Origin of the sequence: Chryseobacterium rhizoplanae, from assembly GCF_900182655.1 — a bacterium.
In the GTDB taxonomy this organism is placed as follows: domain Bacteria; phylum Bacteroidota; class Bacteroidia; order Flavobacteriales; family Weeksellaceae; genus Chryseobacterium; species Chryseobacterium rhizoplanae.
In genome coordinates this window covers 74,595-101,021 of sequence record NZ_FXTC01000012.1, presented here as the reverse complement: position 1 = coordinate 101,021, position 26,427 = coordinate 74,595, and the positions used below count along the sequence as shown (strand labels likewise).

22 protein-coding genes are annotated in these 26,427 nt (G+C 35.5%); 11 read left to right on the top strand and 11 right to left on the bottom strand.

Going from position 1 to position 26,427, the window contains the following annotated elements; all coding sequences use genetic code 11:
- Nucleotides 1-51 precede the first annotated feature (51 nt).
- Both FN817_RS20470 and FN817_RS20465 read right to left on the bottom strand, forming a co-directional pair.
- Nucleotides 52-2,154: a T9SS type B sorting domain-containing protein gene (locus tag FN817_RS20470; RefSeq protein ID WP_142719550.1), complete on the bottom strand. Its 2,103-nt coding sequence runs from the start codon at nucleotides 2,152-2,154 to the stop codon at nucleotides 52-54.
- A gap of 201 nt (nucleotides 2,155-2,355) precedes the next feature.
- Nucleotides 2,356-3,153, bottom strand: coding sequence for a hypothetical protein (locus FN817_RS20465; protein ID WP_142719549.1), 798 nt, complete (start codon nucleotides 3,151-3,153; stop codon nucleotides 2,356-2,358).
- Nucleotides 3,154-3,357: 204 nt separating this feature from the next.
- Here FN817_RS20465 and glgP point away from each other — a divergent pair, with 204 nt between their 5' ends.
- Entirely contained in the window at nucleotides 3,358-5,022 is a 1,665-nt protein-coding gene (gene glgP / locus FN817_RS20460; protein WP_142719548.1) for an alpha-glucan family phosphorylase, read from the top strand.
- A gap of 66 nt (nucleotides 5,023-5,088) precedes the next feature.
- On the opposite strand, the gene FN817_RS20455 is transcribed toward glgP, so the two are convergent.
- Together FN817_RS20455 and FN817_RS20450 are read right to left on the bottom strand one after the other, a co-directional pair.
- Entirely contained in the window at nucleotides 5,089-5,277 is a 189-nt protein-coding gene (locus tag FN817_RS20455; RefSeq protein ID WP_047424176.1) for a DUF6496 domain-containing protein, read from the bottom strand.
- Nucleotides 5,278-5,290: 13 nt separating this feature from the next.
- Entirely contained in the window at nucleotides 5,291-5,764 is a 474-nt protein-coding gene (locus FN817_RS20450) for a hypothetical protein (protein ID WP_047424502.1), read from the bottom strand.
- A gap of 180 nt (nucleotides 5,765-5,944) precedes the next feature.
- Between FN817_RS20450 and FN817_RS20445 the strand changes: the two genes are divergently transcribed.
- The gene (locus FN817_RS20445; RefSeq protein ID WP_142719547.1) at nucleotides 5,945-8,074 is read left to right on the top strand and encodes a S9 family peptidase; all 2,130 of its coding nucleotides are present in this window, start codon (nucleotides 5,945-5,947) and stop codon (nucleotides 8,072-8,074) included.
- 85 nt (nucleotides 8,075-8,159) lie between these two features.
- Here the strand turns inward: FN817_RS20445 and FN817_RS20440 are convergent, their stop codons facing one another.
- The 3 genes from FN817_RS20440 to FN817_RS23270 form a co-directional block, all read right to left on the bottom strand.
- Nucleotides 8,160-8,984 carry a GLPGLI family protein gene (locus tag FN817_RS20440; protein WP_142719546.1) on the bottom strand — a complete coding sequence of 275 codons (825 nt, stop codon included), beginning with the start codon at nucleotides 8,982-8,984 and terminating at the stop codon, nucleotides 8,160-8,162.
- A 127-nt stretch (nucleotides 8,985-9,111) separates the two neighbouring features.
- On the bottom strand, nucleotides 9,112-9,906 hold the full coding sequence (locus tag FN817_RS20435) for a GLPGLI family protein (protein ID WP_142719545.1): 795 nt from the start codon (nucleotides 9,904-9,906) through the stop codon (nucleotides 9,112-9,114).
- 89 nt (nucleotides 9,907-9,995) lie between these two features.
- Nucleotides 9,996-10,169 (bottom strand): bacteriocin-like protein, encoded by a 174-nt coding sequence (locus FN817_RS23270; protein WP_167498907.1) that lies wholly within the window; start codon nucleotides 10,167-10,169, stop codon nucleotides 9,996-9,998.
- A gap of 265 nt (nucleotides 10,170-10,434) precedes the next feature.
- Between FN817_RS23270 and FN817_RS20430 the strand changes: the two genes are divergently transcribed.
- The 6 genes from FN817_RS20430 to recG all read left to right on the top strand — a co-directional run bounded on the left by FN817_RS20430 (nucleotide 10,435) and on the right by recG (nucleotide 18,918).
- On the top strand, nucleotides 10,435-12,090 hold the full coding sequence (locus tag FN817_RS20430) for a peptide MFS transporter (protein WP_142719544.1): 1,656 nt from the start codon (nucleotides 10,435-10,437) through the stop codon (nucleotides 12,088-12,090).
- Nucleotides 12,091-12,221: 131 nt separating this feature from the next.
- Nucleotides 12,222-13,976, top strand: coding sequence for a peptide MFS transporter (locus tag FN817_RS20425; RefSeq protein WP_047424168.1), 1,755 nt, complete (start codon nucleotides 12,222-12,224; stop codon nucleotides 13,974-13,976).
- A gap of 62 nt (nucleotides 13,977-14,038) precedes the next feature.
- Complete coding sequence (locus FN817_RS20420) at nucleotides 14,039-14,500, top strand: DUF1016 N-terminal domain-containing protein (RefSeq protein WP_142719543.1); 462 nt, start codon at nucleotides 14,039-14,041, stop codon at nucleotides 14,498-14,500.
- 85 nt (nucleotides 14,501-14,585) lie between these two features.
- Complete coding sequence (locus FN817_RS20415) at nucleotides 14,586-16,097, top strand: peptide MFS transporter (protein ID WP_142719542.1); 1,512 nt, start codon at nucleotides 14,586-14,588, stop codon at nucleotides 16,095-16,097.
- A 41-nt stretch (nucleotides 16,098-16,138) separates the two neighbouring features.
- Entirely contained in the window at nucleotides 16,139-16,672 is a 534-nt protein-coding gene (locus FN817_RS20410; RefSeq protein ID WP_142719541.1) for a thioredoxin family protein, read from the top strand.
- A 158-nt stretch (nucleotides 16,673-16,830) separates the two neighbouring features.
- The gene (recG, locus tag FN817_RS20405; protein WP_142719540.1) at nucleotides 16,831-18,918 is read left to right on the top strand and encodes an ATP-dependent DNA helicase RecG; all 2,088 of its coding nucleotides are present in this window, start codon (nucleotides 16,831-16,833) and stop codon (nucleotides 18,916-18,918) included.
- A gap of 611 nt (nucleotides 18,919-19,529) precedes the next feature.
- Here recG and FN817_RS20400 read toward each other — a convergent pair.
- The 4 genes from FN817_RS20400 to dapA all read right to left on the bottom strand — a co-directional run bounded on the left by FN817_RS20400 (nucleotide 19,530) and on the right by dapA (nucleotide 22,338).
- Entirely contained in the window at nucleotides 19,530-19,976 is a 447-nt protein-coding gene (locus FN817_RS20400; RefSeq protein WP_142719539.1) for a response regulator, read from the bottom strand.
- Nucleotides 19,969-20,550, bottom strand: a complete 582-nt coding sequence (locus tag FN817_RS20395; RefSeq protein WP_142719538.1) for a helix-turn-helix domain-containing protein — start codon at nucleotides 20,548-20,550, stop codon at nucleotides 19,969-19,971. Before FN817_RS20395 ends, FN817_RS20400 begins: the two co-directional genes overlap by 8 nt.
- A 286-nt stretch (nucleotides 20,551-20,836) precedes the next feature.
- Nucleotides 20,837-21,349: a GNAT family N-acetyltransferase gene (locus FN817_RS20390; RefSeq protein ID WP_142719537.1), complete on the bottom strand. Its 513-nt coding sequence runs from the start codon at nucleotides 21,347-21,349 to the stop codon at nucleotides 20,837-20,839.
- Between the two features lie 116 nt (nucleotides 21,350-21,465).
- The gene (gene dapA / locus FN817_RS20385) at nucleotides 21,466-22,338 is read right to left on the bottom strand and encodes a 4-hydroxy-tetrahydrodipicolinate synthase (protein ID WP_142719536.1); all 873 of its coding nucleotides are present in this window, start codon (nucleotides 22,336-22,338) and stop codon (nucleotides 21,466-21,468) included.
- A gap of 107 nt (nucleotides 22,339-22,445) precedes the next feature.
- Between dapA and FN817_RS20380 the strand changes: the two genes are divergently transcribed.
- Genes FN817_RS20380 through porZ form a run of 3 tightly spaced genes read left to right on the top strand, consistent with a single transcriptional unit; the run spans nucleotide 22,446 to nucleotide 26,425 of the window.
- Nucleotides 22,446-23,204 carry a 5'-nucleotidase C-terminal domain-containing protein gene (locus FN817_RS20380; protein WP_185149928.1) on the top strand — a complete coding sequence of 253 codons (759 nt, stop codon included), beginning with the start codon at nucleotides 22,446-22,448 and terminating at the stop codon, nucleotides 23,202-23,204.
- Nucleotides 23,204-24,151 (top strand): bifunctional metallophosphatase/5'-nucleotidase, encoded by a 948-nt coding sequence (locus tag FN817_RS20375; protein WP_142719534.1) that lies wholly within the window; start codon nucleotides 23,204-23,206, stop codon nucleotides 24,149-24,151. Before FN817_RS20380 ends, FN817_RS20375 begins: the two co-directional genes overlap by 1 nt.
- A 9-nt stretch (nucleotides 24,152-24,160) precedes the next feature.
- Nucleotides 24,161-26,425 (top strand): type IX secretion system anionic LPS delivery protein PorZ, encoded by a 2,265-nt coding sequence (porZ, locus tag FN817_RS20370; protein ID WP_142719533.1) that lies wholly within the window; start codon nucleotides 24,161-24,163, stop codon nucleotides 26,423-26,425.
- Nucleotides 26,426-26,427: the final 2 nt, after the last annotated feature.

Sequence of the window (26,427 nt, the reverse complement as noted above, 5' to 3'; positions counted from 1 at the left end):
AATAAAAACCACTTCAAACGAAGTGGTTTTATCTATGTATTATATTTATTGTTATTCTCTGTTTTTTACCAATACCCAACCTGTAAATTTGATTGCTGTATTATTTTTATCATTTTCATTCCATGTGATAGAATACCAGTAAGTTCCGGTAGGTACTCTTCTTCCGCCCTGCGTACCATCCCATCTATAACCATTTGATCTGTCAGCCTGGAAGATTTTGTTTCCGTAACGGTCAAAAATATTCATGATCAAGTTTTGTTTATTGCCTAATGCTGAATAATCAATCACATCATTCACTCCATCCGCGTTCGGGGTAATCACGTTAACTAAATTAGGTACAACGACTCCTATTTCTATAGGATCGCAATCGTAAGCGTCTTTTACGTAAACTTTATGATCTCCTCTTGAAAGATTATTAAATACATTAGAATCCTGCCAGATAATATTGTCTATTGAATATTTATACGCCGGATTTCCTCCTGTTACTGAAACTGTAATTGTATTATTTGAGATATCAATTCCGGAAACAACCGGCTGTTCAGAAGGAAGTACCTTTACTGTTTGGGTTGTAATACATTCTCCGGTTTTAAGTTTTACCCAATACACTCCAATTCCTGCTTTGATTGTTTGGGTAGTAGCTCCTGTGCTCCATTCGTAACTTTTGAATCCCGGACCAGCATCCAGCGTGGTCTGATCTTCTGCACAAATGGTTACATCTTTAAGAGTAGTAGAATATACCGGAGCAATAACAACTAAAGTAATTCTGGCTATTGTATAACATCCCTGGGCATTGGAAACTCTTACATATACAAATCCATTAGGGGCAATATAATTATTAGCATTCAGAATCTCATTCGTCTGATTAACAGCATCCGTCAATGAAGGATAGTATTTCTTGGTCGGATTGGTCTGACCTGTTACTGAAGCATTTACAAGATTGAAAGAGGCAGTGGATGGATTCGCCTCAATGAAACATGATCTTAATGTCGCTTCATTCACAACGACAACCGGATAAAATTTCAAAGTGATCTGTGCCACTGCAGTACAGCCAAATTCTGAGATGACCTTTACATAAACAATCCCTTCCGCGGATACAAATGCCATAGGAGTAGTGATCTCATTGATACCGGCATTGAGATCCGCCATCGTGTGATAGTATTTTTTAGTGACATTCGGGTTTCCAATAACATCTGCTGTAGTTAAATCAAATAAAGCTGTACCTGCATTATTATTGTTACATTCGGTTAATGTTACATTCTTAACTGTAATAGAACCGTTTTTGAATTTAAATGTTCCAACCTGCTTACACTTATTAAGCGGATTGGTAGCATTGGTTGGATCGGTATAATTGATACTGTAATAATAAACAGTGGTTGTATTTACCGTGATTGGAGCCGTAATAGGATTATTCCCTGTTAAAGCATCATTCTGGCTCAAATGATAACTTACATTAAAGTTTTGATTTCCATTAAGAATTCCCGCAGACAATGTAGAAAAATCAAACTGAGCCGTACTTGAACATATTACCACTTCTCTCGGATCGGCAGGATTGGCTGCAGGAATTCCAGGAGGAGTAAATGGCTGTGTCTGGATATTAGGGTCTGTAAACGGTGAAGCCAGTGTGGCAGTTCCGCCCCACGTCAAAGAAAACGGAGCCGTTGTAGAACTGGTGCTGCTTACCCAGTTATCAATAAACAAATAATACGTCTGCCCCGGCAAAACATCCATATATTTACAATAAGGAGTCAAAGAACCTCCGGCTGCACTTAGAAGAGTACTTGTCATATTTAATCCTGTAGCCGGGCCTGGCCCGATAACGGTTGCAGCATTACAACGTATGGGTGATCCCAAGCTTCCACAAGTTACATTAGGACCAAAAATGGCCCAGTCATAATCGGCATCCGGATTATTCGGAACCAGATCAAAAGTAAGGGTACCTCCGGTAGCAATCGTAATTTTATACCAAATAGAATTGTGTTCTCCGGTAAAATCTATACAACTTCCCGAGTTCACCAGTTCTTTTATATTACCATATCCTGTAGGGCTGTAAGTGATATTTGAGTTTCCGCAGACGGATAATGCAGTCGCACAATCTGCCTGAGAATAATAAGTATGAGAGATGCACAGAAGTATAAAAAGTAAAAGTTTTCTCATAGATTACATGTTTTTATGGTTTATTAGTTATACATCATATTGATATTCAACGCACACCAAATATACCCATATTTTAATTACAAACAATAAAATCTAGATAATTTTAAACTATTTCAAATTAAAACACGAAATAATTTAAAATAGTTTACACAAACACAACTTAAAGCACGAAATAGCTAAATACAACAAAAATCAAAAACTTTATTTTATACTGGTAATATTCCCACACAGGTTTTCGAGGTGAAATATTTTATGGAAAGGACTTTTCACTTCTTTCAAATGTTCCTTATCCTGAATAAAGGTATATCTTGACGCAATAGAATTCATATCTGAAACAATCACCAGCCAGCATTCATCTACCGAGGTATCATAATAAGGAAATTTTTCATTTTTCTTTTCAATGAGTTCCAGAATTTTCTCCGAGCAGAGTTCATCAAAAAGGCTCATACTGTATTCATGAGTAATAAAGACATTTCTTCGGTGAAAAGATTTTCTGATACTTTTTACACAACCCATGGGTTTGTTTTTTTTGATGCTTTTATAGATACTAATGATATTTTCCTGCTGTGCTTCAAGATGATCAAATTTGGTTTCCGAATGGAATTCTAAAAAATAAACACCACGATATTTCGTAGTGTCTTCCTGTTCTAATAATATTTCTGCCCGACGGAACATTTTATTCAAAGTGCTTTCCACTTTCTTCATTTCCAGATGATTGATTACTTCAGTCAGTTCTATTCCAATTTTTTTGTCGTTTAACTTTGCGATAAAGTCCGGGCTCTCGCAGGTAAGGTTTTCAAATTTCACTTCGGGGAAGTGATGCATAAAAGAATTGAGAAGCAGAATCTCGGATTTCTTTCTGTACTTTTCACGGTCATGAAGCGGAGATTCGTCTATGGTACGGTGATACTTCTCTATGGGCTTTTTTTTCAAATGCCTGTTCAGGTAATATAAACTCAGATTCTTTATCAGATCTTCCTCAGAAAACGTCTTTTTCATGTGTGATTTTTTTATTTATTTAAGAACACATGCAGCCCTGGGCTTTCATCGTTAAAAGTTTTTGATAATCAAAATTTTACACACTTAAAGATAAGTAAAAAAACAATTCAACACTTAGTTTTAAAATTAATTTATCTGTTAATTAATGTAAAGTTTATTTTCATAATTAATACCTTTGTCTTTTTCTAACACAAACGCACATTTATGGATTTTAGGAACTTCAGAATACCTTACAATATCAATCCTCAATACTCCAAAAAAACCGCCTATTTCTCGATGGAATTTGCTCTTGAGCAGGTACTTAAAATATATTCGGGAGGACTTGGCTTTCTGGCAGGATCTCATATGAGAAGCGCTTACAATCTTAAGCAGGACCTTATAGGAGTCGGTATTCTATGGAAGTTTGGTTATTATGACCAGGCAAGAAATCATGATCAGACTTTACAGCCTGTATGGACAAGGAAAATGTACAGCTTTCTGGAAGACACCGGAATAAAATTTCAAATCGAAATCCACAGTGCTCCGGTTTGGGTAAAAGTATGGTACCTTGATCCTGAAACTTTCAATACGGCACCCATGTTTTTCCTTTCCACAGATGTCCCGGAAAACGATCACGTTTCCAAAACAATCTGTCACAAATTATATGATGCCAATGAATCTACCAAACTTGCCCAATATATTTTATTAGGAAAAGGAGGAGCCAAACTATTGGACGAATTGAATATTGAAAGAGATGTTTACCATCTTAATGAAGCTCACGGACTTCCGGCAGCTTTTTACCTGTTGAAAAAATATAACGGAGACCTCAATAAAGTTAAGGAAAAGCTGGTTTTCACAACGCATACGCCTGAAGAAGCAGGAAATGAAAAACATAGTTTCAGATTATGTTATGATATGTCTTATTTCTCCGGCTACAGCATGGAAGAAGTAAAAAAGATTGAAGGTTCCAATGATGACCGCTTCAATCATTCCCTTTGTGCATTGAGGATGGCCAGAATTGCCAACGGCGTTTCCCAGCTTCATGGTGTGGTTTCCAGAGCCATGTGGAATAAATATTCTGACATCTGTGAGATTACCTCTATCACTAATGCACAGGAATTTAAATATTGGTCTGATAAACCTTTGTACAATGCCAAAGACGAAAATGATGCAACTGTTTTCGACTACCGTAAAAAGTATTTGAAGAAAAAGCTTTTCAGTATTGTTGCAGATCAAACGGGAAATTTATTCAACCCTAATATTTTTACCATTGTCTGGGCAAGAAGATTTGCGGGCTACAAAAGAGCGGAACTTCTTCTGCATGATAAAGAAAGATTCTACAGGCTTCTGAACAACCCGAAATATCCGGTACAGATCATTTGGGCAGGAAAGCCTTATCCAATGGACTATTCCGCCATTTCCACATTTAATACTCTCGTCGAGGAAAGTAAAAATCATAAAAGTATGGCTGTTCTTACAGGATATGAACTTGCTTTAAGTAAATCTTTAAAACAAGGTTCGGATCTATGGCTTAACAACCCCAGGGTTCCAAGGGAAGCTTCAGGAACTTCCGGTATGACCGCCGCCATGAACGGTTCCGTAAATTTATCCACTGACGACGGCTGGATTCCGGAATTTGCCAAACATAGAGAAAACTCTTTCGTTGTTCCGAAAGCAGATTATATGAACATGAGCATCTATGAACAGGACAACTATGATTTAAACAAATTATATGAAATCCTTGAAAACGAAATTCTTCCAACCTATTATGATCATCCTGATGAATGGAGAAAAATCCAGCACAATGCAATGAATGATGTGAAAGATCACTTCAACAGCGACAGGATGGCAGATGAGTACTACAAAGTGCTTTATAATGAAACGAAATAGGATAAATACGAATTCATTACACTTCATAAAAAAGCCCGGAAAATTGCCGGGCTTTTCTCTATAAGTTTATTTACTTTTTTTCTTTGCAGGCGTTTTAAGTCCCTTTTCTCTAGCTTCAGAAATGCCGATAGCTACGGCTTGCTTTCTGCTTGTCACTTTCTTTCCGGAAGAAGATTTCAGTTTTCCTTCCTTGAATTCGTGCATCACTTTTCCTACTTTGTCCTGAGCTTTTTCTGAATATTTAGTCTTGCTCATGATTTGATTTTTTTTAAGATTTTGGCAGGGAAACCCCTATTTCATAAACACAGGCATGTTTCAAATACTTTGAACGCTCTCTTGATGTTACCGATTCAAAATGATCATTTTTGATCACAATGATCGGGTCTTCCGCATTTTCAATTTCAAAATTGGCAAAATATCTTTCATCGGGTGGAGATTGCTGTTGTCTCGCTTTAATTTTTTGCAACTCATCCGCATATTTTCTGAATCCGGGATCTGAGGAATGAATAAATTTGTATTCATCGCCTGCATCCACATGGTAATGAAGTTTTTTCTCTATCAAACCTGCTTCATCAGTAATTTCGGGATTATCATTCCCATCTCTAAACACTACTTCTACCAATGTTCCTCCTTTTTTATGGGCGCATTCTTCAGCGTCATTAAAACTGGAAAAACCTGTATAAACAATCTGGTCGTTTAATACATAACGGTTCAGTTTCTGGTTGTATGCATTCGTTTCCATAATTATCATTTGATTTGATTTATAGTTATTATATATTCAATTCTTTTGCCAAATTGCCTTTTTTCAAAAATTTCATTATTGAAATTATTATAACATAAAAAAGGATATCAAATCCTGATTTTGCATTTTATATGGTTATATAAGTAAGAATTATTAAATTTGGAATCATTAAAATTGAAAATGAAAAAACTCCTATTAACTCTTACCATTGCTGCTGTATTCCAAAATGTATCGGCACAGGAAATTACTTTAGATAAAATATATTCAGGATACTACCGTGGAAAAGGGATCGCAGGAATCACTTCCATGAAAAACGGTGAAAATTATCTTGTGATAGAACCCTCAGGAATTGCAAAATATTCTTATAAAACTTCACAGAAAGAGGGAAACCTTGTAGATGGAAAGTTTGAAAGCTATATTTTTTCTGATGATGAGTCTAAAATCCTTTTACAGACCGGCAGCCAGCCTATTTACAGACATTCTTTCCTTGGGAAATTCGATGTAAAAGATTTAAAATCCGGAAAAGTGATCAGTCTTAATGACGGTAAAACAGTTCAGGAGCCTACATTTTCACCGGATGCAACAAAAGTGGCATTCATTTCTGACAACAACTTGTTCTATCAGGACCTTGCTTCAGGAAAAATCACACAGATTACTACTGATGGTAAAAAGAATTCAATATTGAATGGTTTGGCAGATTGGGTTTATGAGGAAGAATTCGGACATGCGAGACAGTATGAGTGGACCAAAAATTCTGATGCGATTGTATTTGTAAAATCTGACGAAGGACAAGTACCGGAAATCTATATTCCTATCTACGGAAAAAGTCTTTACCCGGCCGAAATGCGTTATAAATACCCAAAAGCCGGAGAGAAAAACTCTGTTGTTTCTGCACAGCTTTACCGTCTGGATAACGGGAAAACAATACAGCTGAACTTAGGTTCTTTCAAGAATTATTACATCCCGAATGTATTCCAGACTGCAAAACCGGATGAAATTGTTTTAATTACTTCTGAGAGAATCCAGAATGCTTCAGATATTTTAAAAGTAAACACTAAAACAGGAGCTGTTCAGAAGTTGTTTACTGAGACGGATGATAAATGGATTGATACTGACAGTCCTACCCTGGAATTCCTTGAAGACGATTCATTCCTTTGGGCTTCTGAGAGAGACGGAAACCGCCATCTTTACTGGTATGATAAAGATGGTAAGCTTAAAAAGCAGATCACAAAAGGAAACTGGGAGGTAACAGATTATTATGGATTCAATCCAAAATCAAAAGAAATTTACGTTCAGACTACTGAAAAAGGAAGCATCAATAAAGTTGTTTCCAAAGTAAATATTGAAAACGGAAAATCTCAGCTGATCTCCAATGCAGAAGGAAACAACTCTGCCAATTTCAGCAAGAACTATAATTATTTCATTGAGACCTCTTCTACAGCTGCAAAACCTTACACTTATGTTTTAAAAGACGGGAACGGAAAAGCGGTAAAAGAGCTTCAGAATAACAATGATCAGTTACAGAAATTAAAAACGGATAATTTTGTTGAAAAAGAATTCATCACCATTCCGAATGCGGCAGGCGATCAGATGAATGCATGGATTATGAAGCCTAAAAACTTTGATCCGAATAAAAAATACCCTTTATTTATGTTCCAGTATTCCGGACCGGGCTCTCAGCAGGTTGCGAATTCATGGGATAATGGAAATGCAATGTGGTTCAACCATCTTGTACAAAAAGGATATATCGTAGCTTGTGTAGACGGTCGTGGAACGGGTTACAAAGGAGCAAAATACAAGAAAGTAACGTATATGAATTTAGGGAAATATGAGATTGAGGATCAGATCACTGCAGCAAAGTGGTTTGGAAGCCAATCTTATGTTGACAAAAGCAGAATCGGAATGTTCGGATGGAGCTTTGGTGGGTATATGACCAGTCTGGCAATGACTAAAGGTGCGGATGTTTTCAAAATGGGAATTGCCGTAGCACCGGTAACCAACTGGAGATATTATGACTCTGTATACACGGAAAGGTTTATGAGAACGCCTCAGGAAAACCCTGATGGATATGATAAAAACTCTCCTACGGAATATGCAAACTTATTGAAAGGTAAATTCCTCCTGATTCACGGAACGGCAGATGATAACGTTCACTTCCAGAATTCTATGGAATTCTCCGAGGCTTTAATTCAAAACAAAAAACAGTTTGATTTCATGGCTTATCCGGATAAAAACCACGGAATCTATGGTGGGCAGACAAGACCTCAGTTGTATCAGAAAATGACGGATTTTATCCTGAATAACTTATAAATATCATATTATATCTAAATAAAAACCTTTCAGAAGCTCTGAAAGGTTTTTTAGTATTTTAAAAATATTCTGAAAGAAGCTTTCATCAAGGATATCTTACTGCTTTATCCAGTTCAATAGGATTATTAAAGGATTTAAATTTTATTCTTTCATTTGCTTCTGCAGGTTTCAGTTCCTCTTTTGTAAGGATCGTCCCATCATCAAGCTGTAATTTCTTTCCTTCTGACAAGTTCAGTCTTCCATTCATTATATATTTGAAAGGGTTGTCATACAGTTCTAATCTTAACTTATTCAATTTTGTATAATCCACAGGAATTGCTCTGGAAATACAATTATCTAATGAAACCCGTTTATAATCCTCAGGAATTTTTTCACTTTTAATAATTTTGAAATAATAATTCCTTTTGGTATCATATAGTTCCATAATCAATCCGGGTAACCCATTAAACTTATAGGGACCATAAGGCATCGGAATATCTTTGGAAAACCATGCCACCCAGCTTCTTCCTCCAAACTCCGTTATAGCTTTTTGAACCTGATATCCTCCAAATGTTTTGGTACTATCTGAAATTTTCCAGTTCTGCTCTGCTTTTTCGCTAATTTTATAGAAGTTTACATCTCCTATGTATTCATAGTTTTGATATTCATTACTATTATTTTTTTTTATCAGAAATGAAGTCAGTTTATACCCTTTATATCCGTATTGATTTTTAGCTGCAAACAATGAATCATTAACATAGTATAATCTATTGTAATAAATTATATCATCGGGCGTAATATCAAGATTAAAATTTTCTTTCATCCTATTTTCAGAGGTAGAATCCTTCTTAGAAGTTACTTCATATATAAATCTGTTACTTTGTGAAAAACAAATAAATGTTCCCAGCAATATAAATAATAAGCTTTTCATAATAATTTAATTTTCTGATAATAATTCCGGGATAAAGAACTCCGGATCTGCTCTTTCATACTGAACCGGGTATTCCGTATCATTGATAAAGATATTGATTAAAAGGATAAGCCAGTGATTTTATTCGCTAAGGATACTTTACAGCTTTATCCAGCTCTATGGGATTACTTTCTTTAAGTTGTTTTTGAATATTTCCCGTAATTTCTTTGAAGCTTAAATTTACAGGATTTCCATTGACATCACCAACTTTTGTTTTAATATTTCTGGCTTTTACTTCAGCAAAGGGATCATTATAATAATCACTTTGCAATTTCTTATAAATATCCCAATTTATTTCTCTCCCTTTTCGCAAATAGAACATATTATTTTTATCAGATTTTTTTATTTTTATAAGGTCAAAATCAAAATCACCCTTATCATCAGAAAGCTTAACAATTAATCCCGGAAGTCCATAAAATATATAAGGTCCATCCTGTAGTGGGCTTGCACGATCAAACCAGGCAATCCATTTGCGTCCACCATACTCTGTTACCGCTTTCTGACATTCCACATCACCAATTTTCATTGTATCAGACAGAATCTGCCATTGTAGTCTATCATCAATGTTAATATAATATAAATCATACATTGACGGGTGTGTAATACTTTTATAAACTGTATTACTGATTAAGTTTTTGAATGAATACATATTCTCAAAAATAGGTTGACGCCTCTGCCAATACCCATTTTTTTGCATTAATGAGTCTGCTTCACGTGCTTTTTCTGATCTAAAAACAGATTGCTTACCCAGAACATCCAGATAATAATATTCTTGTTTTACATCTTTTTTTTCAGTTCTAAAGATAAGTTCATATATAAAAGTAATATTCTGTGCAGCCAAAATATTCGATATGAATAATAAGATAAAAAGTAATGCTTTCATGACAGTTTAAGTAGTATTCAGTATTAGAGAAAAAGAAAAAGAGATACTAATTGTATCTCTTTAAAAACCTGTTATTCAGGTTAACATCATTACATACAAGCATTATGAGACTCAACCACCTGGCCATTTTGTACCGTATACCAAAAGCCACATTCCAATCCATATTGTCCACATACATCACCAGCTCCCGGCTGACAAAAATCTTTTCTACCTCCTTGAACATTTTTTAAATTCTCTCTCGAAAGTTTCTTTAATTTTTTCATAATAAAATGTTTTTTTATCATTATATGTCACTATTGACATTACCGAAAATAGAAAACAAATATCACTTGAAAAGGAAATACATATGCATGTTTTATGCTTATTCATTTTCCTTTAATTTGTAAAATATGTACAAGTTTTTGGATAAAGAAAACTCGTATGCACATTGATATTTCTTATTTATTTCATTAATCATTTACGGCAGTTTTATTTATTTTATCAATTAAAATTAAAAACCTATTTTTGGGAAATTTGAAAATTGAATATATGAAGACTAAACATCCTAAAGGGCTGCCCTTCCTCTTTTTCACTGAGATGTGGGAGCGTTTCGGGTATTACCTGATTCTTGGAATCTTTGTTCTGTATGTTATTGAGCCTACGGGTATGAAAGGCGGACTTGGACTTCCGGATAAAACTGCTGATGACATTTTCGGAACTTATATTGCCTTAACTTATCTGACGCCCTTCATTGGTGGATTCCTGGCAGACAGAGTTTTAGGATATATTAAATCTATCTACCTGGGAGGTTTTTTAATGGCTGCCGGATATATAGGAATGGGAGTATTTAAAGATTTACCTCTGTTTTATGCTTCACTGGCATTAATTATCATAGGAAACGGTTTCTTTAAGCCGACGATCTCAACATTATTAGGAAACCTTTATTCTGAAGAACCTTATAAAGCGAATAAAGACTCCGGATATAATATTTTCTATATGGGAATCAATATCGGAGCATTTATCTGTAACATTATTGCAGCATTTATGCGTAATAAATTTGGCTGGGGTGAGGCTTTCATCACTGCCGGAGTGGGAATGCTTATCGGTATGGTGATTTTTACCATCGGAAGAAAGCATTATATCCATGCTGCACAGATGAAACCTGTACAGGAAGGAGATACCAAGCTTTCGGAAATTATGCTTAAAGTTTTTGTTCCTGCCATTATTGCTGGAGTAATAGGCTGGTTTGTTCCTAACAATATTTTTGGAAGTGACAGTACAGATGCCTTTATTTTTGCTTGTATACCTGTAATCTACTTTTACGCATCTCTTTACTTTAAAGCCAAACCTGACGAAAAAGCTTCTATCGGAGCATTACTTTCTGTATTCCTGATCAGTATGTTCTTCTGGGCTGTTTTCAAACAGAATGGTACAGCTTTAACGAGATGGGCAAATTATTATACGGACAGAAGTGTTCCTGCTTCTCTTGAAAAACCATTGGAAGGTATTTATATGGTGGAAGGTAAGAGCTATGAAAACAAAGAAGTACCCGTTTATGATAATCAGTTCCGATCTCAAAAAGATGACAAAGGAGAGACGAAGAAAGAAATGGGCAAAGATGTTTATTTTAAAAATATATCTCCTGAACAGCGTGCTACCCTTGAGAAAAACCCTGAAAATAAAGTTTATCTGTACAATACAGAATTATTCCAGTCTATCAATCCGTTCTGGGTTATTGCACTGACACCAGTGATTGTCGGGTTCTGGGCATTGTTGAGAAGAAAAGGAAAAGAACCTCTAACTCCTACCAAGATTGTTTTAGGGTTATTTATTTCCGGACTTTCCTGTCTGGTAATGGTTTTAGCAGTAATGGCCGGAGATAATGGAGCTGTAAAAGTATCTCCTTTATGGCTTGTTGCCAGCTACGGGGTAATTACCATCGGAGAATTATGTTTGTCTCCAATGGGACTTTCATTCGTTTCAAAACTTTCTCCTGCAAGGATTACCGCATTGATGATGGGAGGATTCTTCCTTGCCAACTCTGTGGGAAATAAGCTTTCCGGAATCCTGGCGAGTACGTGGTATAATTACGAAAACAAAACGAATTATTTCCTTGTTAACTTCGGTTTGTTAATATTTGCTACACTTTTAGGTCTTTCTATGTTAAAAAGACTGAATAAAATTATGAAGGAAAAAGGACATTAATCATTGATATTATAAAGATAAGTAGCTGTGGAATAGTTCCGCAGCTTTTTTATTTAAAAATAAAATTAAAACCTTGCCAAAAACCCAAAATAAACTATATTTGTCAGTCTTAACAAAAATTAACAATAGAAATGGATAATATTGAAGCACTGAGCCCGAAACCGGATGAATTTGTAGAGAATAAGAATTCCAGGCATCCTAAAGGATTATGGGTTCTTTTCGGAACAGAAATGTGGGAGCGTTTCAACTTTTATGGGATGAGAGCACTTTTGACGCTCTTCATGGTAAATTCCTTATTAATAAAAGAAGCTGATGCGGCGATCATCTATGGTGGATTTCTAGCGTTATGTTATTTAACACCTCTTTTGGGAGGATTTATTGCTGATAAGTATATTGGAAACAGATTCGCGATCATCATTGGTGGATCGTTAATGGCTATTGGCCAGTTCTTATTATTTATCAGTGCTTCAACTTTTTCAGCAGACATCGGAAGTGCTAAACTGATTATGTGGCTGGCATTATTCGTTATCATTTTCGGTAATGGATTCTTTAAACCGAATATTTCCTCAATGGTAGGGAGTCTTTATCCAAAACAGGAAAAATCTAAACTGGATTCAGCTTTTACCATTTTCTATATGGGGATCAACATCGGAGCATTCTTAGGTCAGTTTATCTGTCCATACGTAGGAGATGTAAAAGATGCTGCGACCGGAGTAAGAGATATCTTCGCTTTCAAATGGGGATTCTTAGCTGCTTCTATTGCGATGGTAATCGGAACAATAACATTCTTTATTCTTAAAAACAAATATGTAGTAACTCCGGAAGGAAGACCTATCGGAGGATTGCCAAAAAACAATACAAGTGCCGATTTCGAGGAAGGAGAAACACAGACTGCTAAATTCTCAGGGCAGGCTCTAGGAATCACAGGCGGAATATTTGTTATTTTATTCTTTGCTTTCAGATACCTTCTTGTAGGGGAGTTTGGATTCAACTCAGTAGAAATGGGACAGCTGATCAAAGGAATTATTTATCCTTTCATCTACGCGGCAGGGATTTCTCTTGCCTTCCTGATTATGTCTTCTGCAGAAAACAAAGTTGAGAGACAAAGAATCTGGGTAATCTATATCGTTTCATTCTTCATCATCTTTTTCTGGGCAGCTTTTGAACAGGCAGGATCTTCATTAACATTTATCGCGGATAACCAAACGGACAGAAACATTTTCGGATGGAATATGCCTCCTTCAATGGTTCAGATTTTCAATGGAATTTTCGTAGTTCTTTTGGCTGTTCCTTTCAGTTTGTGTTGGGATAAACTAAGAGCAAAAGGAAAAGAGCCGGTATCTCCATTCAAACAAGCTATGGGATTGGCATTAATTGCTCTTTCTTATTTCATCATTGCCCACAATGTAAAAGATCTTGGAAACTCAGGATTATTGGCAATCAAATGGTTAATGCTTTTATACTTCATCCAGACTTGTGGTGAGCTTTGTCTTTCTCCAATTGGTTTATCATTAGTAGGTAAACTGGCTCCAAAAAGATTCGCTTCATTATTATATGGTGTATTCTTCATTTCTAACGCTGCCGGTTATGCATTGGCAGGTTCATTAGGAGCGCTTATCCCTGCAACAGGTGATAAATTTAAGAAAGCTGAAGAACTGGGCGTTAATCTACAGGATGTATTAGATAAAAAAGTAACTTTAACTGCAGATCAGGTAGCTGCTTTTGATAAAGCTCAGCTTCCATTACATAACCCTACTTTTGTAGGATTTGAAATTCACAATCTATTTGAATTCTTCATGGTATTCGTAGTACTTTGTGGTATTGCTTCTGTAATCTTAGGTTTAATTTCACCTATCTTAAAGAAAATGATGCACGGTGTAAACTAAGTGTATTAACAAAATATGAATAAAACCTCTGCTAAGTCAGAGGTTTTTTTTATTTTCGTACGATGGAAATTTCCGAAGATTCTTTATTCCAATCCGTAAAGGAAATCATTAGACAGTCGCGCGAAAAGGTTTTTCGGATAGCGAATTCTACTTTATTGCTTACCTACTGGCAAATCGGAAAACTTATTGTGGAAGATGAGCAACAGGGAAAGGAACGTGCAGAATACGGAAAATATACACTGAAAAAACTTTCTCAGAAGCTTACCTTAGAATTTGGAAAAGGATTTGATTATACCAACTTATCCAATATGCGAAAGTTTTACAAAGTGTTTCCAATTGTTGACGCATTGCGTCAACAATTGAGCTGGACCCACTACAGACTCTTGATAAAGCTGGACAATAGTGATAAAATGAATTATTATATCAACGAATCTGTTCAAAATAACTGGAACTACAGGGATCTCAAAAGACAAATCAATTCGCTAGCAAATACCTGCTGTACCTCCCCAAAGAAGAAGAATTAAAACAAATTATTGACCAGGACAGAATCCGTTTTGAACTGGATCAGAAAGATAAAAACCCTTAATTAGAACTTAATCATATATCATTATGAGCTTAACTTTAGATGAAATACAAGATTTCAAAGGAAAATATCCCAGACAGATCTGGAGCCTTTTTTTCTCTGAAATGTGGGAACGTTTCTGTTTCTACGGAATGCGTGGAATGCTGGTCTTCTTTATGATCTCACAGCTTAATTTCCATGAAAAGGAAGCCAACCTTCAATATGGTGCCACCCAGGCTTTCGTATATGCCTTTACTTTTGTAGGTGGTCTTTTTGCCGATAAAATTTTAGGATTCAGAAAATCCCTGTTCTGGGGAGGTCTCCTGATGATTGTAGGAAGTTTAATTCTTGCTACAGATCCCCATAAATTCTTTTTCCTCGGAATAGCATTCACCGTAGTAGGGACAGGTTTCTTTAAACCTAATATTTCATCCATGGTGGGACAACTTTATAAACCTAATGATTCAAGAGCTGATGCAGGTTTTTCGCTTTTCTATGCGGGAATTAATCTTGGAGCATTGTTAGGTGGTTATTTGTGTATTGCTATTGGTAAAGGAGAATTCCTAAGTAATGTTATTGCAGAAGAAATGAGATGGCATATTGCTTTCGGATTAGCTGCAATAGTAATGGTGATCAGCTTGATTAACTTTGTATTTACGCAAAGAACATTAGGTACTATTGGTTTACAACCCGGACATCCTTTAGCAGAGACAAAGGCAGCTCCAATTCCAAAATGGAAAGAATATGGAGTATATGTCTTGTCATTGATTTTTGTACCTATCATTATGACAATGGTTGCTAAAACAGAATATACGGATTATTTCATGTGGACCATCGGGCCATTAACCTTAATCTATTTATTCTATGAAATGTCTAAAGTAACTGCTTCAGAACGCAAAAAGCTTTGGGCAGCTTTGGTTTTCATTATTTTCTCCATCATATTCTGGGGAATTTACGAACAAAGCGGAGGTTCTTTAAGCATTTTTGCCGCTAAAAACCTGAACAAAGATCTTTTTGGATTAGACCCGAATGGTGTGAATAATTCAGGAGGAGCTTTCTTCATTATTTTCCTTGCACCATTGATCGGGCTTCTTTGGATCTGGCTTAATAAGAGAAAAATTGAACCTAATACCATTATTAAATTCGGATTAGGATTTATTTTCCTGGGATTAGGATATTATGTTCTGTTTGCTACCCGGCTATTTGCAGACCTTCAGGGAATTACTTCATTGAACTTCTTTACCCTGGCATTATTAATCATTACCCTTGGGGAATTATGCCTCTCTCCTATCGGATTGTCTATTATGACAAAGCTTTCTACCAAGAATCTTCAGGGGATGATGATGGGAATGTGGTTCCTTGCTTCTGCTTATGGACAATATGTTGCAGGGATTATCGGAGCCAGTCTTGCTACGGCAAAAGAAGGTTCTACCAACTATGATGAATTGATCACTTATACTGATGGATATAAACAATTGGGATTATACGCGGTAATTGCCGGAGTGGTATTAATTTTGATATCTCCGTACGTGAAAAAATTAATGCAGGATGTAAAATAAAAAATAAGTAATTATGCTTATTTTTACCTAAATATCACAATATGAAGAAAATTTTAAGCATAGTTCTCTTACTTTTATTAAACTTTAGTTTTGCCCAGGTACAATGGATGACCATTGAGGAAGCTTTAAAAGCCCAAAAGGAAAATCCTAAAAAAATACTGATTGATTTTTATGCAGACTGGTGCGGCCCATGTAAAATAATGGACAAAAAAACGTACGGACATCCTGTAATTGCTCAGAATCTGAACGAGAATTATTATCCTGTAAAGTTTAATGCAGAAGAAAAAAAGAGTATTGATATCTTTGGAAGAACATTTTCAAATCCCAATACTGAACACAGAAAAGGAAAAAATTCATTGCATGAATTTACACAGTATATGAATGTAGGTGCTGTTCCGAGTACTGTATTTCTGGATGAACATGGAGATCCCATTACCATTCTTCAGGGAGAATTATCTGCCAAGGAACTGGAACCCTATCTTGAACTGATCTCAAAAGATTTGTTCAAAAAGATTAAAACCAGAGAACAATGGGAAGATTACCAGAAAAAGTTCAAATCTAAAATCAAAGATTAATTTAGAGATCCGATTTTAGGATTTAATGCTAAAAATTCACCATACAGACTTCCAATTTTTTGGAAGTCTTTTTAATTTTACCGAAATTCGAACCTTTATTTCTTTTGTCAAAAAATAAGGATCAAAAAAATCAAAAACCCGCATCCTGAAATCTGAAAATGAATCTCGAAACCTCCATAGAATACGTAAAAGGAATAGGTCCGGAAAGAGCCAAACTCATTAAAAGTGTATTGGGCCTAACCACTGTTGAAGATATGCTGAACTTCTACCCTATCCGCTATCTGGATAAAAGTAAAATTTATACCGTTTCTCAGCTTCAGGAAGAAAGCAGCCAGGAAATACAATTGAGGGGAAGAATCACTCATGTTCAGGAAATCCAGACCGGAAAGACTAAAAGATTATCTGCGAAATTCAATGATGAAACAGGCAGCATGGATCTGGTGTGGTTCCAGTATTCAAAATGGCTGAAAGAACAGCTTCCAATTAACAAAGAGGTTTATATTTTCGGGAAAATCAATGTTTTCAACCGTCAGTTTTCTATGCCGCATCCCGAAATAGAAGCTGAAGAAAATAAAGAAGGAGATACAAGACTTAAACCTATTTATCCGAGTTCAGAAAAACTGACTAAAAGAGGATTAAGTCAAAGGTTTTTTCAGAATGCACTGAGAAATATCTGCAAAGAAATTCCGAGTCTTATTGAAGAGAATTTCCCGGAATATCTGATGAAAACCTTTAAATTCATGTCAAGACAGCATGCTTTTCTGAATGTTCATTTTCCAAAAGATAAAGAGCATTTTGATAAGGCAGATTACAGATTAAAATTTGAAGAATCGTTCTTTTTTCAATTAGGATATGGATTGAAAAAACTTCACCATAAAACACAGGCTTATGGTAATCCTTTCCCAATTATTGGAGATCATTTTAATAACTTCTATGAAAAACACCTTCCTTTTGAGCTTACCAATGCACAGAAAAGAGTATTAAAGGAAATCCGGATTGATATGAAAAGGCCGATTCAGATGAACAGGCTTTTGCAGGGTGATGTAGGATCAGGGAAAACGATGGTGGCCTTGTTAACCATGCTTATTGCTATGGACAACGGTTTTCAGAGCTGTCTGATGGCTCCTACGGAAATTCTTGCCCAGCAGCATTATAATGGTATTAAAGAACTGTTAGAAAAAACAGGAATCAATATCCGCATTCTGACCGGATCCAGCAAAGCAGCAGAAAGGAGAATTATCCATGAAGAACTGGAAAATGGTACACTTTCAATTCTGGTAGGGACCCATGCTGTTTTAGAAGATAAGGTGAAGTTTAAAAATCTGGGACTCGCAATTATTGATGAGCAGCATAGATTCGGAGTTGCCCAGCGGGCTAAGCTTTGGGCCAAAAATAAAATACCGCCTCATATTCTGGTGATGACCGCTACTCCTATTCCAAGAACACTTGCCATGAGTTTTTATTCTGATCTGGATGTTTCCGTGATTGATGAAATGCCTGTGGGAAGAAAGCCCATCATTACTGCTCACAGACGTGAAAAAGACAGACTTTATGTTTATAACTTCTGTAAAGACGAAATTAAGAAAGGCCGGCAGGTTTACTTTGTATATCCGCTTATTGAGGAATCTGAAACCTTAGATTACAAAAATCTGGTGGAAGGTTTGGAACATGTCATGGATTATTTCTCAGAATACAATGTGACCATGCTTCATGGGAAAATGAAACCGGATGAGAAAGATGCGGCAATGGCTTATTTTGCTTCGGGGAAAGCTGAAATTATGGTGGCAACTACCGTGATTGAAGTCGGGGTGAATGTCCCTAACGCTTCTGTAATGGTTATTGAAAGCTCAGAAAGGTTTGGCCTTTCACAGCTCCATCAGCTGAGAGGACGTGTAGGAAGAGGTGCTGAACAGAGTTACTGTATCCTGATGACATCAGATAAATTATCGAAAGAAAGCAGAACGCGTATTAAGACAATGACTGAAACCAATGACGGCTTTAAAATTTCTGAAGTGGATATGCAGCTTCGGGGTCCTGGAGATATTCTGGGTACCCAGCAAAGTGGTGTGGTAGATTTTAAGAGATTAGACCTGATTAATGATTCGGCGATCATTAAAACGACAAAAAATACGGTAGAAAAAATTCTGGAAGCTGATCCAATGCTGTCCAGACCTGATAATCTGATCATTAAAAACTATTATATCAGATACTACAAAGGAAAAAACAAATGGAGTAAAATTTCATAAAAAAACCGCAGAAAAATACTTCCTGCGGCCCCCTTATAAAACTGTTATTTAGAAGAAATTACTTTTTGGATATCCAAAAAATTCATTTTAATAGTTAAGGCTTAATATTTTGTGATGTGGTGTGAAAATATCTATATAACAATATTATTTGATAAGCTAAAACCTTAACTATTAAAACAAATTATGAAAAACAAAATGAATTATTTTTTTCCAACTTGCTTATTATAAAAACTAACTGAGTTTCGGTGGAGATGAGGGAATGAAACGAATAAAAATATCTCCAACTACTTTTGAGTTTTCATGATTGTACCGTTTTGTTTAAAGATCTTCTGTGCTTTAAAATTGGAAAATCAGTATAATTCATTTTGTTAACTAACATCGTGATTTATATAATTTTTGTTTTTAGAAACAATTACTTCTCATTCATCTGTATCTTCTACTTTATAATGAAATTTGTGTCTCAGATTACTTTTACAAATGTCAGTATATTAATTCAGATCCTTTTTATATTATTTTAAGTATTAGTTATAAAATTTTCACTTATTTGTGAATAGTATGCATTAAATACGATTAATATTTTCTTAATATTAAATTAATAAAACCTTTATTCATCATACTTTCAGAATAAAATGATCTTTATTCAATCCTGAAGTATGATACTGCCAATTGATTGTAATAATTTCTGTAAGCACCTTTTTCAGCGCCTCAAAAGACTCGGGTTTTTTCATGAAAATATTAGCTCCTTTTACAAAAATATCTTCAATTTCATCTTCTGAAATCGATTCAGAAAAAATAGCAGTCACCATATTATTGAATTTTGAGTTTGCTTCAATTTCTTCCAGACATTCCATGCTGTCTTTTCCAGGAATGGTATATTTTATAAAAACAATTTCCGGAACTACGGCATCATTATTATTCAGATATAGCATCATATCTTTACCGTTAGAGAAGCATTGAACTTTTATAGAGATTTTCAACTCTTTCAAAATATTTTTAAAGAAAATCAAGGTGTTTTCATCGTTATCTGCTACTATTACGTTCAGAAATTCTTTATTCATACTGCATTTTAGGGTTTATTACCGTGCTTTGAGCTCTTCTTCTTTTTCCAATAATCTTTTGAAACTGGGAGGGAGTGATTCCTGTTGTATTTTTAAACTGGGTGCTCAAATGCGCTACACTGGAGTAATTCAGCTTATGGGCTATTTCTGTAAGGCTTTGTTTGTTTCTTATGATCAGTGCTTTCGCATGCTCTATCTTTTGCAGAATAATAAAATTCTCAATAGATGTATAAGCAACTTCCGAAAATAGATTGGAAAGATATCCATAGCTGTGGTTCAGTTTCTCAGAAATATATATGGATGCTTTTACCAGTATGATCTCGTCAGAAAAGACCAGTTCTACGATAGCATCTTTTATTTTCTGTACCAGCGCAGTCTTCTGGCTTTCTATGATTTCTATGCCATAATCTTCAAGATTTTGCTTAAAAAGACTGTGCTGTTCTTTTGTGAGGGGCTCATAAAATTCCACTTCACCGAAGTTCAGCAGCCTGTACTTCAGCCCGTGTTCTTTAAGTTTTTCGTCCAATACCTTTTTGCAAAGGGCATTGAAATCAAATTTAACATACATTTTCATCCTAGTATATATAAGCCTGTTTTATTTAGTAAATATAATAATTTATTTCATTTAAAAGTGAAATAGGTGTAAATTTTTTATTTTTACCATATAGACGCAAAAACTCCTGTATTTAAGAATACAGGAATTTAAACACTAAGGATGAAAAAAATATACTGATAAAAAGCTGTGTCAGCTCAAAACCAAGCATATGAATGTATTGTTATAAGTGATTTGGTTCTGAAGCAAAGATCATTTAAAAAAAGAAATCACTTGTTATAGAATTACAGGATAAAGTTACAAAATTTTAAGTCAATAATGAGTGAATTAGAAATTCCATCATATAATCATCCATCACAAACCCGTTCCCGATATCGAAAACACCCTCTCCATAAACCCTGTATCCCTGGGACTCATAGAAGCTTCTGGCAGAATTATTTTTGTTCACATTCAAAATAATTCTTTCATTTCCATTCTCAGAAACTTTCTCATGCAGAAACTGAAGTGCCTTTTTGCCGAATCCTTTTCCTTTACTCTCCGGAACCAGATAAATACGGTGCAGCTTAGTTGTTTTTTCTTCATAATGGTGTTCGTATCCGATAAAACCTTCGTAAGAATCATTATTTTCATCCTGAATAAGATAATAATGGTAATGAGGATTCTGAAGGTGATTCAGAATTTCTGTTTCAGAATACATTTCGGAAAGCATAAATTCCATCTGTTCTGTCGAAAGAATGTCTGCATAGGCATTTTCCCATGATCTTCGTGCCAGATCCTGAATTAAAGGAATATCTGCAACTGTTGCCTGTCTTAATTTCATGATTTATTGTATTATTATGATTAAAAAAAGTGAAAAGCCTAAACTTTCCACCCTTTATATTTTTCAATATGAACTGCTGAATTTTAAAGTAATATAAAATTCAATTCATTATTAAATTAAATGTTTGCCATTTCAGCTTTAATTTTTGCATGAAGACCTTCTGAAGCAGCAACCAAAGGAAGTCTTAAGAAGTTTTTAATAATCCCTTTTTCAGCCAGTATTACTTTAATACCGCAAGGGTTTCCTTCTGCAAAAATCAAACGGGTAATATCAACCAGCCTATTGTGAATTGCGTAAGCTTCTTTCACTTTTCCTTCAAAAGCCAACTGTACCATGGTAGAGAATTCTTTAGGATATGCCTGTCCTATTACTGAAATTACACCATCTCCTCCTGCCAGTGTTACCGGTAATGTATATTCATCATCCCCGGAAACCAATGAAAATCCTTCAGGTTTCTTTCTCAGAATGTCAAAATACTGTAAAATATTGGGTGAAGCCTCCTTAATCAGGAATAAATTAGGGAATTCTTTGGCAAGACGAAGGGTTGTATCTGCTTCTACATTCTGTCCGGTTCTTGAAGGAACATTATAGATAATAATATTTTTCCCTGTGGAAGCTAACATTTTATAGTGCTGATAAAGACCTTCCTGGTTCGGTTTATTGTAATAAGGAGATACTGAAAGTACTGCTTCAAATGCAGAAAGATCTGCTTCTTCAATCTGTTTCTTGACGTCAAGAGTATCGTTGCCGCCAATTCCCAAAACTAAAGGAAGACGTTTATTATTCACCTTAATGATATGCTCAATTACCTGTTTCTTCTCTTCTGCAGAAAGCGTTGCGGCTTCTGCCGTAGTACCCAATACTACCAAATAATTGGTTCCGTTTTCGATATTGTACTCCACTAGTTTTGTTAAACTATCGAAGTCAACGGATAAATCTTCATTAAAGGGTGTTACCAATGCAACACCTACTCCTTTTAAAATGCTCATCTGTTAGAATTATTTTTGTCAAATTTAATAATTTACAGTAAGAATTTGTAATAAATAATAATGTTTTATTATACATATAGTTATATTTGCATATACTAAAAGATATTATGAAAAATAAATTCTTGTTAATAGGAATTGCCCTGGCAACCCTTACAGCATGCAAAACAGCTTCTACGCTGCAAATTGCGGATGTAAAGACCCAGAAAAATATCTCTATTAATAATGAGCTGAAAAATGATGAGGAGATTGCAAAATTTATTGAACCTTATAAGCAAAAACTGGATAAAGAAATGAACCAGAAGATCTCTCATACCAATGTAGATCTTACCAAGCAGGGCGATAACAGCAATCTGGGTAATCTTTTAGCTGACTATACGTTTGAAGGAGGAAATGAATGGATAAAAACTCATCTTAAGCAAAATGTAGATGCAGCATTGATCAATATCGGGGGAATCCGTACCACTATCGGAAAAGGAGATATTTTACTCAAAAATGTATTTGAAGTAATGCCTTTTGAAAATGAGGTGGTAATTGTAAAAATGAAGGGAGCAGATTTACAGGGACTTTTTGAGTATTATGCAAAAACGCAGGTCAACAATCCTGTTTCTCACTTATATATTGAGACCAATAACGGACAGGTAATCAAATCCTTGATCAACGGGAAAACAGTAGATCCGGCTAAAGATTATTATATTGCCACTTCAGACTATCTTGCACTGGGAGGAGACAATATGAAATTCTTTGCAAAAGGAGAATCCATCTCAACAGGAATTAAAATGAGAGATCTGTTTATTGATTATTTTAAGAAAACTCCTGAAGTGGTAGTAAATTCAGATGTTCGTTTAAATTTTATCGGGAAGAAGTAATGGATAGAAAAAGTTTTTTAAGAGCAATAGGAGGCGGATCTTTGGCAATGGCTTTAGCTCCCAATATGATGATGGCGGAAGAGTTGAAAATTCTTGATTTTAAATCCGCAAATAAACTGACTATCCTTCATACCAATGACCAGCATAGCAGAATAGAACCTTTCGATGCAAGCTATACAAAAAATCCTAACCAGGGAGGTTTTGCAAGAAGGGCGAGCTTAATTCAGCAGATCAGAAATCAGGAAAGCAATGTACTGCTTCTTGATTCAGGAGATATTTTCCAGGGAACTCCTTATTTCAATTTCTTCGGGGGAGAACTGGAGTTTAAATTAATGTCCATGATGAAATATGATGCCTCTACCATGGGAAATCATGATTTTGATAATGGACTTGATGGATTTTTAAAAGTACTTCCCAATGCGAAGTTTCCTTTTATCTGTTCCAATTATGATTTTAAAAATACGGTTCTCGACGGGAAAACTTCCCCGTATAAGATCTTCAACAAGAATGGAATCAAAGTAGGAATTTTCGGAGTGGGAATTCAGCTGGATGGCCTTGTAGGTAAAAAACAGTATGGAGAAACCGTTTATTCCGATCCGGTAGATGTAGCACAGCATTATTCCAATTATCTTAAAAAAGATCAGAAATGTGATCTTGTGATTTGTCTTTCACACATCGGTTATGATTATAAAGATGAACCGAATAAAATAAGCGATAAAATTTTAGCGGCCAGTACAGAAAATATTGATATTATCCTGGGAGGCCATACGCATACTTTTTTACCGGAACCTCAATCTTATACCAACAGACAGGGCAAAAACGTTCTTGTCAATCAGGTAGGATGGGCAGGTCTCCTTTTGGGTAGAATAGATTTTTATTTTGATACAAACAAAAACGTACAGCATATTTCCTGGAACAATCAGGCAATAGACAGCAGCATAGCATAACCGCATAATATGAAAAAACTCTCTATAATTTCTCTTGGTATTTTAGCATCCCTGCAGTTTACAAAAGCGCAGGTCATTTCTTCAAAAAAATGGGCAGATCTATTTTCCTACAACAAAGTCTTAGCTATGAAAGAAGACAATGGGAAAATTATTGCAGCTACAGAAAATGGAATATTCTATTATACAATATCAACAGGAGAAATTACGAAGTTGTCCAAAGCCAATGGTCTGCATAATATCGGAATCACAGCCTTCGATTACAACCCACAGACTAAAACAGGACTTATCGGGTATGAAAACGGCTCCATGGACGTTATCACCCCGCAGGAAATCAAATATATTGTTGATATTCCTATTGCTGCCGGATATAACGGAAATAAAAAAATCAATCATATTTCTATAACCGGAAACCAGGCTGTCATTTCTGTAGGCTATGGACTTTCCATATTTAACCTGAACAATAAAGAGTTCGGAGATTCTACATTTTTCCTGAGCGGCGGGGTTTATGAAGCGAGTAATGAAGCAACCATATTTGGGAATAAGGTATATTCTGTAACCAATACAGGATTGAAGAGCCATCAGATGAATACTACCTTCCCGGTATATTCTACATGGACTACAGAAGCTCCAGGCGCATTCAAACATATAGACTCAGAATCTGAGCTGGTATATTCATCCGCTACAGCAGCTTATTTTTATAACAACGGTACTCCTACACAACTTCCTACAAGTTTCGAAAATATCCGTGACCTCGTTATTACATCGAATAATATTATTGTTACTGACAATCGGGTATATACCTACGGAACAAACGGAGTATCACAAAATGCGATAAGCCTTGGAGAAGAATGCAACACTGCCATAACGGCTGGTGGAAAAATCTTTGGAGGCACTGTATTATCAGGGATCAAGGATGAAAGTAACAATACTTTTAAACCATCGGGTCCTTACTTCAATTTTGCGTATAATATTAACCTTTTTGATAATAATCAGCTTCTGGTTTCTTCTGGTGCCAGAGCAAATAACTATAACCATCCGTTTATTCAGCCACAGGAACCTGGTTTTTATTATTTCAACGGTACGGATTGGATTTATCCTTCTTTTTTCAATAAAAGTAATCCCAATCGTCCAACCTTCATCAACGTATTGGATGCTATTATAAGCCCTTATAACAGTAATGAAGTTCTCTTTACCAATTATACCATGTTGGATAACGGGGTCTATAAAATGAAATATAATGCAACAAGCAAAGATTTTGAACTGGTAAAATATTATAATTTAGGGGCACAACCCTATTACAGACGTCCTGTAGGATTTGCGACAGATACCCAGAACAACCTTTTTGTTTCTTTTGGATTTAATGACGGAAACCCTTCCATAGGAATCTATGATAAAGCCTCTGACGACTTTCTTATAAAGAAAATAGTTCTTGCCAGTGATGGTATACAAAAGACGGTTTACCATGAAAATATGTTATGGACTCCACTGCCGAGATCTAATAACTTTTGGGTATATGACTATAAAAATGCAACCAACCTTTCCGATGATACAGATTATATCCTGGGCAGTTCTAATGGATTTAACAGTTCAGGAGGAATCTTATCTGTAGCATTTGATAAGTCCGGAGATGCATGGATTGGTACAGACTCAGGTTTAAGAGTTATGTCTAACGCTGCGTCTGAAATAAAAACCCCACAGCCTGAAGTAGAACCTATAGTAATAGAACAAAACGGACTGGGTGAAGAGCTTTTCAGAGAATCAACTATTCTTCAGATTGCAGTAGACGAAGGAAATTACAAGTGGGTTTCTGTTGATGGTGGTGGTGTATATTACCTTTCTGCTGACGGCCAGAAAACAATAAAACATTTTACTAAAGAAAATTCACCTCTTCCTACCAATAGTGTTACAGATATAAAAGTTGATAAGAAAACCGGAAAAGTATATTTTGTAACGTATAATGGTATTGTAACCTATCAGGGTGATGTTGCTGATGTAACTTCCAATTTCGGTGATGTTGTGGTATATCCTAACCCTGTTGTGTATTCTAATTTTAAGGGGAAAGTTACGCTTAAAGGCCTTGCAGAAAAAACCAATATAAGAATTGTAGATGCGGCAGGAAATGTGGTACACTCTGCAGTAGCAAGAGGAGGTTATTATGAATGGGACCTTAATAATCAGAAAGGGGTAAGAGTAGCATCAGGAATGTATTTTGTTCTGATGACCAATGAGGATGGATCTGATAAAGCTACAGCCAAAATAGGTGTGGTTAATTAATA

Coding starts and splice junctions, on each gene's coding strand:
- FN817_RS20470 (WP_142719550.1), bottom strand. CDS start 2,154: ATGAGAAAACTTTTACTTTTTATACTTCTGTGCATCTCTCATACTTAT.
- FN817_RS20465 (WP_142719549.1), bottom strand. CDS start 3,153: ATGAAAAAGACGTTTTCTGAGGAAGATCTGATAAAGAATCTGAGTTTA.
- glgP (WP_142719548.1), top strand. CDS start 3,358: ATGGATTTTAGGAACTTCAGAATACCTTACAATATCAATCCTCAATAC.
- FN817_RS20455 (WP_047424176.1), bottom strand. CDS start 5,277: ATGAGCAAGACTAAATATTCAGAAAAAGCTCAGGACAAAGTAGGAAAA.
- FN817_RS20450 (WP_047424502.1), bottom strand. CDS start 5,764: ATGGAAACGAATGCATACAACCAGAAACTGAACCGTTATGTATTAAAC.
- FN817_RS20445 (WP_142719547.1), top strand. CDS start 5,945: ATGAAAAAACTCCTATTAACTCTTACCATTGCTGCTGTATTCCAAAAT.
- FN817_RS20440 (WP_142719546.1), bottom strand. CDS start 8,984: ATGAAAAGCTTATTATTTATATTGCTGGGAACATTTATTTGTTTTTCA.
- FN817_RS20435 (WP_142719545.1), bottom strand. CDS start 9,906: ATGAAAGCATTACTTTTTATCTTATTATTCATATCGAATATTTTGGCT.
- FN817_RS23270 (WP_167498907.1), bottom strand. CDS start 10,169: ATGAAAAAATTAAAGAAACTTTCGAGAGAGAATTTAAAAAATGTTCAA.
- FN817_RS20430 (WP_142719544.1), top strand. CDS start 10,435: ATGAAGACTAAACATCCTAAAGGGCTGCCCTTCCTCTTTTTCACTGAG.
- FN817_RS20425 (WP_047424168.1), top strand. CDS start 12,222: ATGGATAATATTGAAGCACTGAGCCCGAAACCGGATGAATTTGTAGAG.
- FN817_RS20420 (WP_142719543.1), top strand. CDS start 14,039: ATGGAAATTTCCGAAGATTCTTTATTCCAATCCGTAAAGGAAATCATT.
- FN817_RS20415 (WP_142719542.1), top strand. CDS start 14,586: ATGAGCTTAACTTTAGATGAAATACAAGATTTCAAAGGAAAATATCCC.
- FN817_RS20410 (WP_142719541.1), top strand. CDS start 16,139: ATGAAGAAAATTTTAAGCATAGTTCTCTTACTTTTATTAAACTTTAGT.
- recG (WP_142719540.1), top strand. CDS start 16,831: ATGAATCTCGAAACCTCCATAGAATACGTAAAAGGAATAGGTCCGGAA.
- FN817_RS20400 (WP_142719539.1), bottom strand. CDS start 19,976: ATGAATAAAGAATTTCTGAACGTAATAGTAGCAGATAACGATGAAAAC.
- FN817_RS20395 (WP_142719538.1), bottom strand. CDS start 20,550: ATGAAAATGTATGTTAAATTTGATTTCAATGCCCTTTGCAAAAAGGTA.
- FN817_RS20390 (WP_142719537.1), bottom strand. CDS start 21,349: ATGAAATTAAGACAGGCAACAGTTGCAGATATTCCTTTAATTCAGGAT.
- dapA (WP_142719536.1), bottom strand. CDS start 22,338: ATGAGCATTTTAAAAGGAGTAGGTGTTGCATTGGTAACACCCTTTAAT.
- FN817_RS20380 (WP_185149928.1), top strand. CDS start 22,446: ATGAAAAATAAATTCTTGTTAATAGGAATTGCCCTGGCAACCCTTACA.
- FN817_RS20375 (WP_142719534.1), top strand. CDS start 23,204: ATGGATAGAAAAAGTTTTTTAAGAGCAATAGGAGGCGGATCTTTGGCA.
- porZ (WP_142719533.1), top strand. CDS start 24,161: ATGAAAAAACTCTCTATAATTTCTCTTGGTATTTTAGCATCCCTGCAG.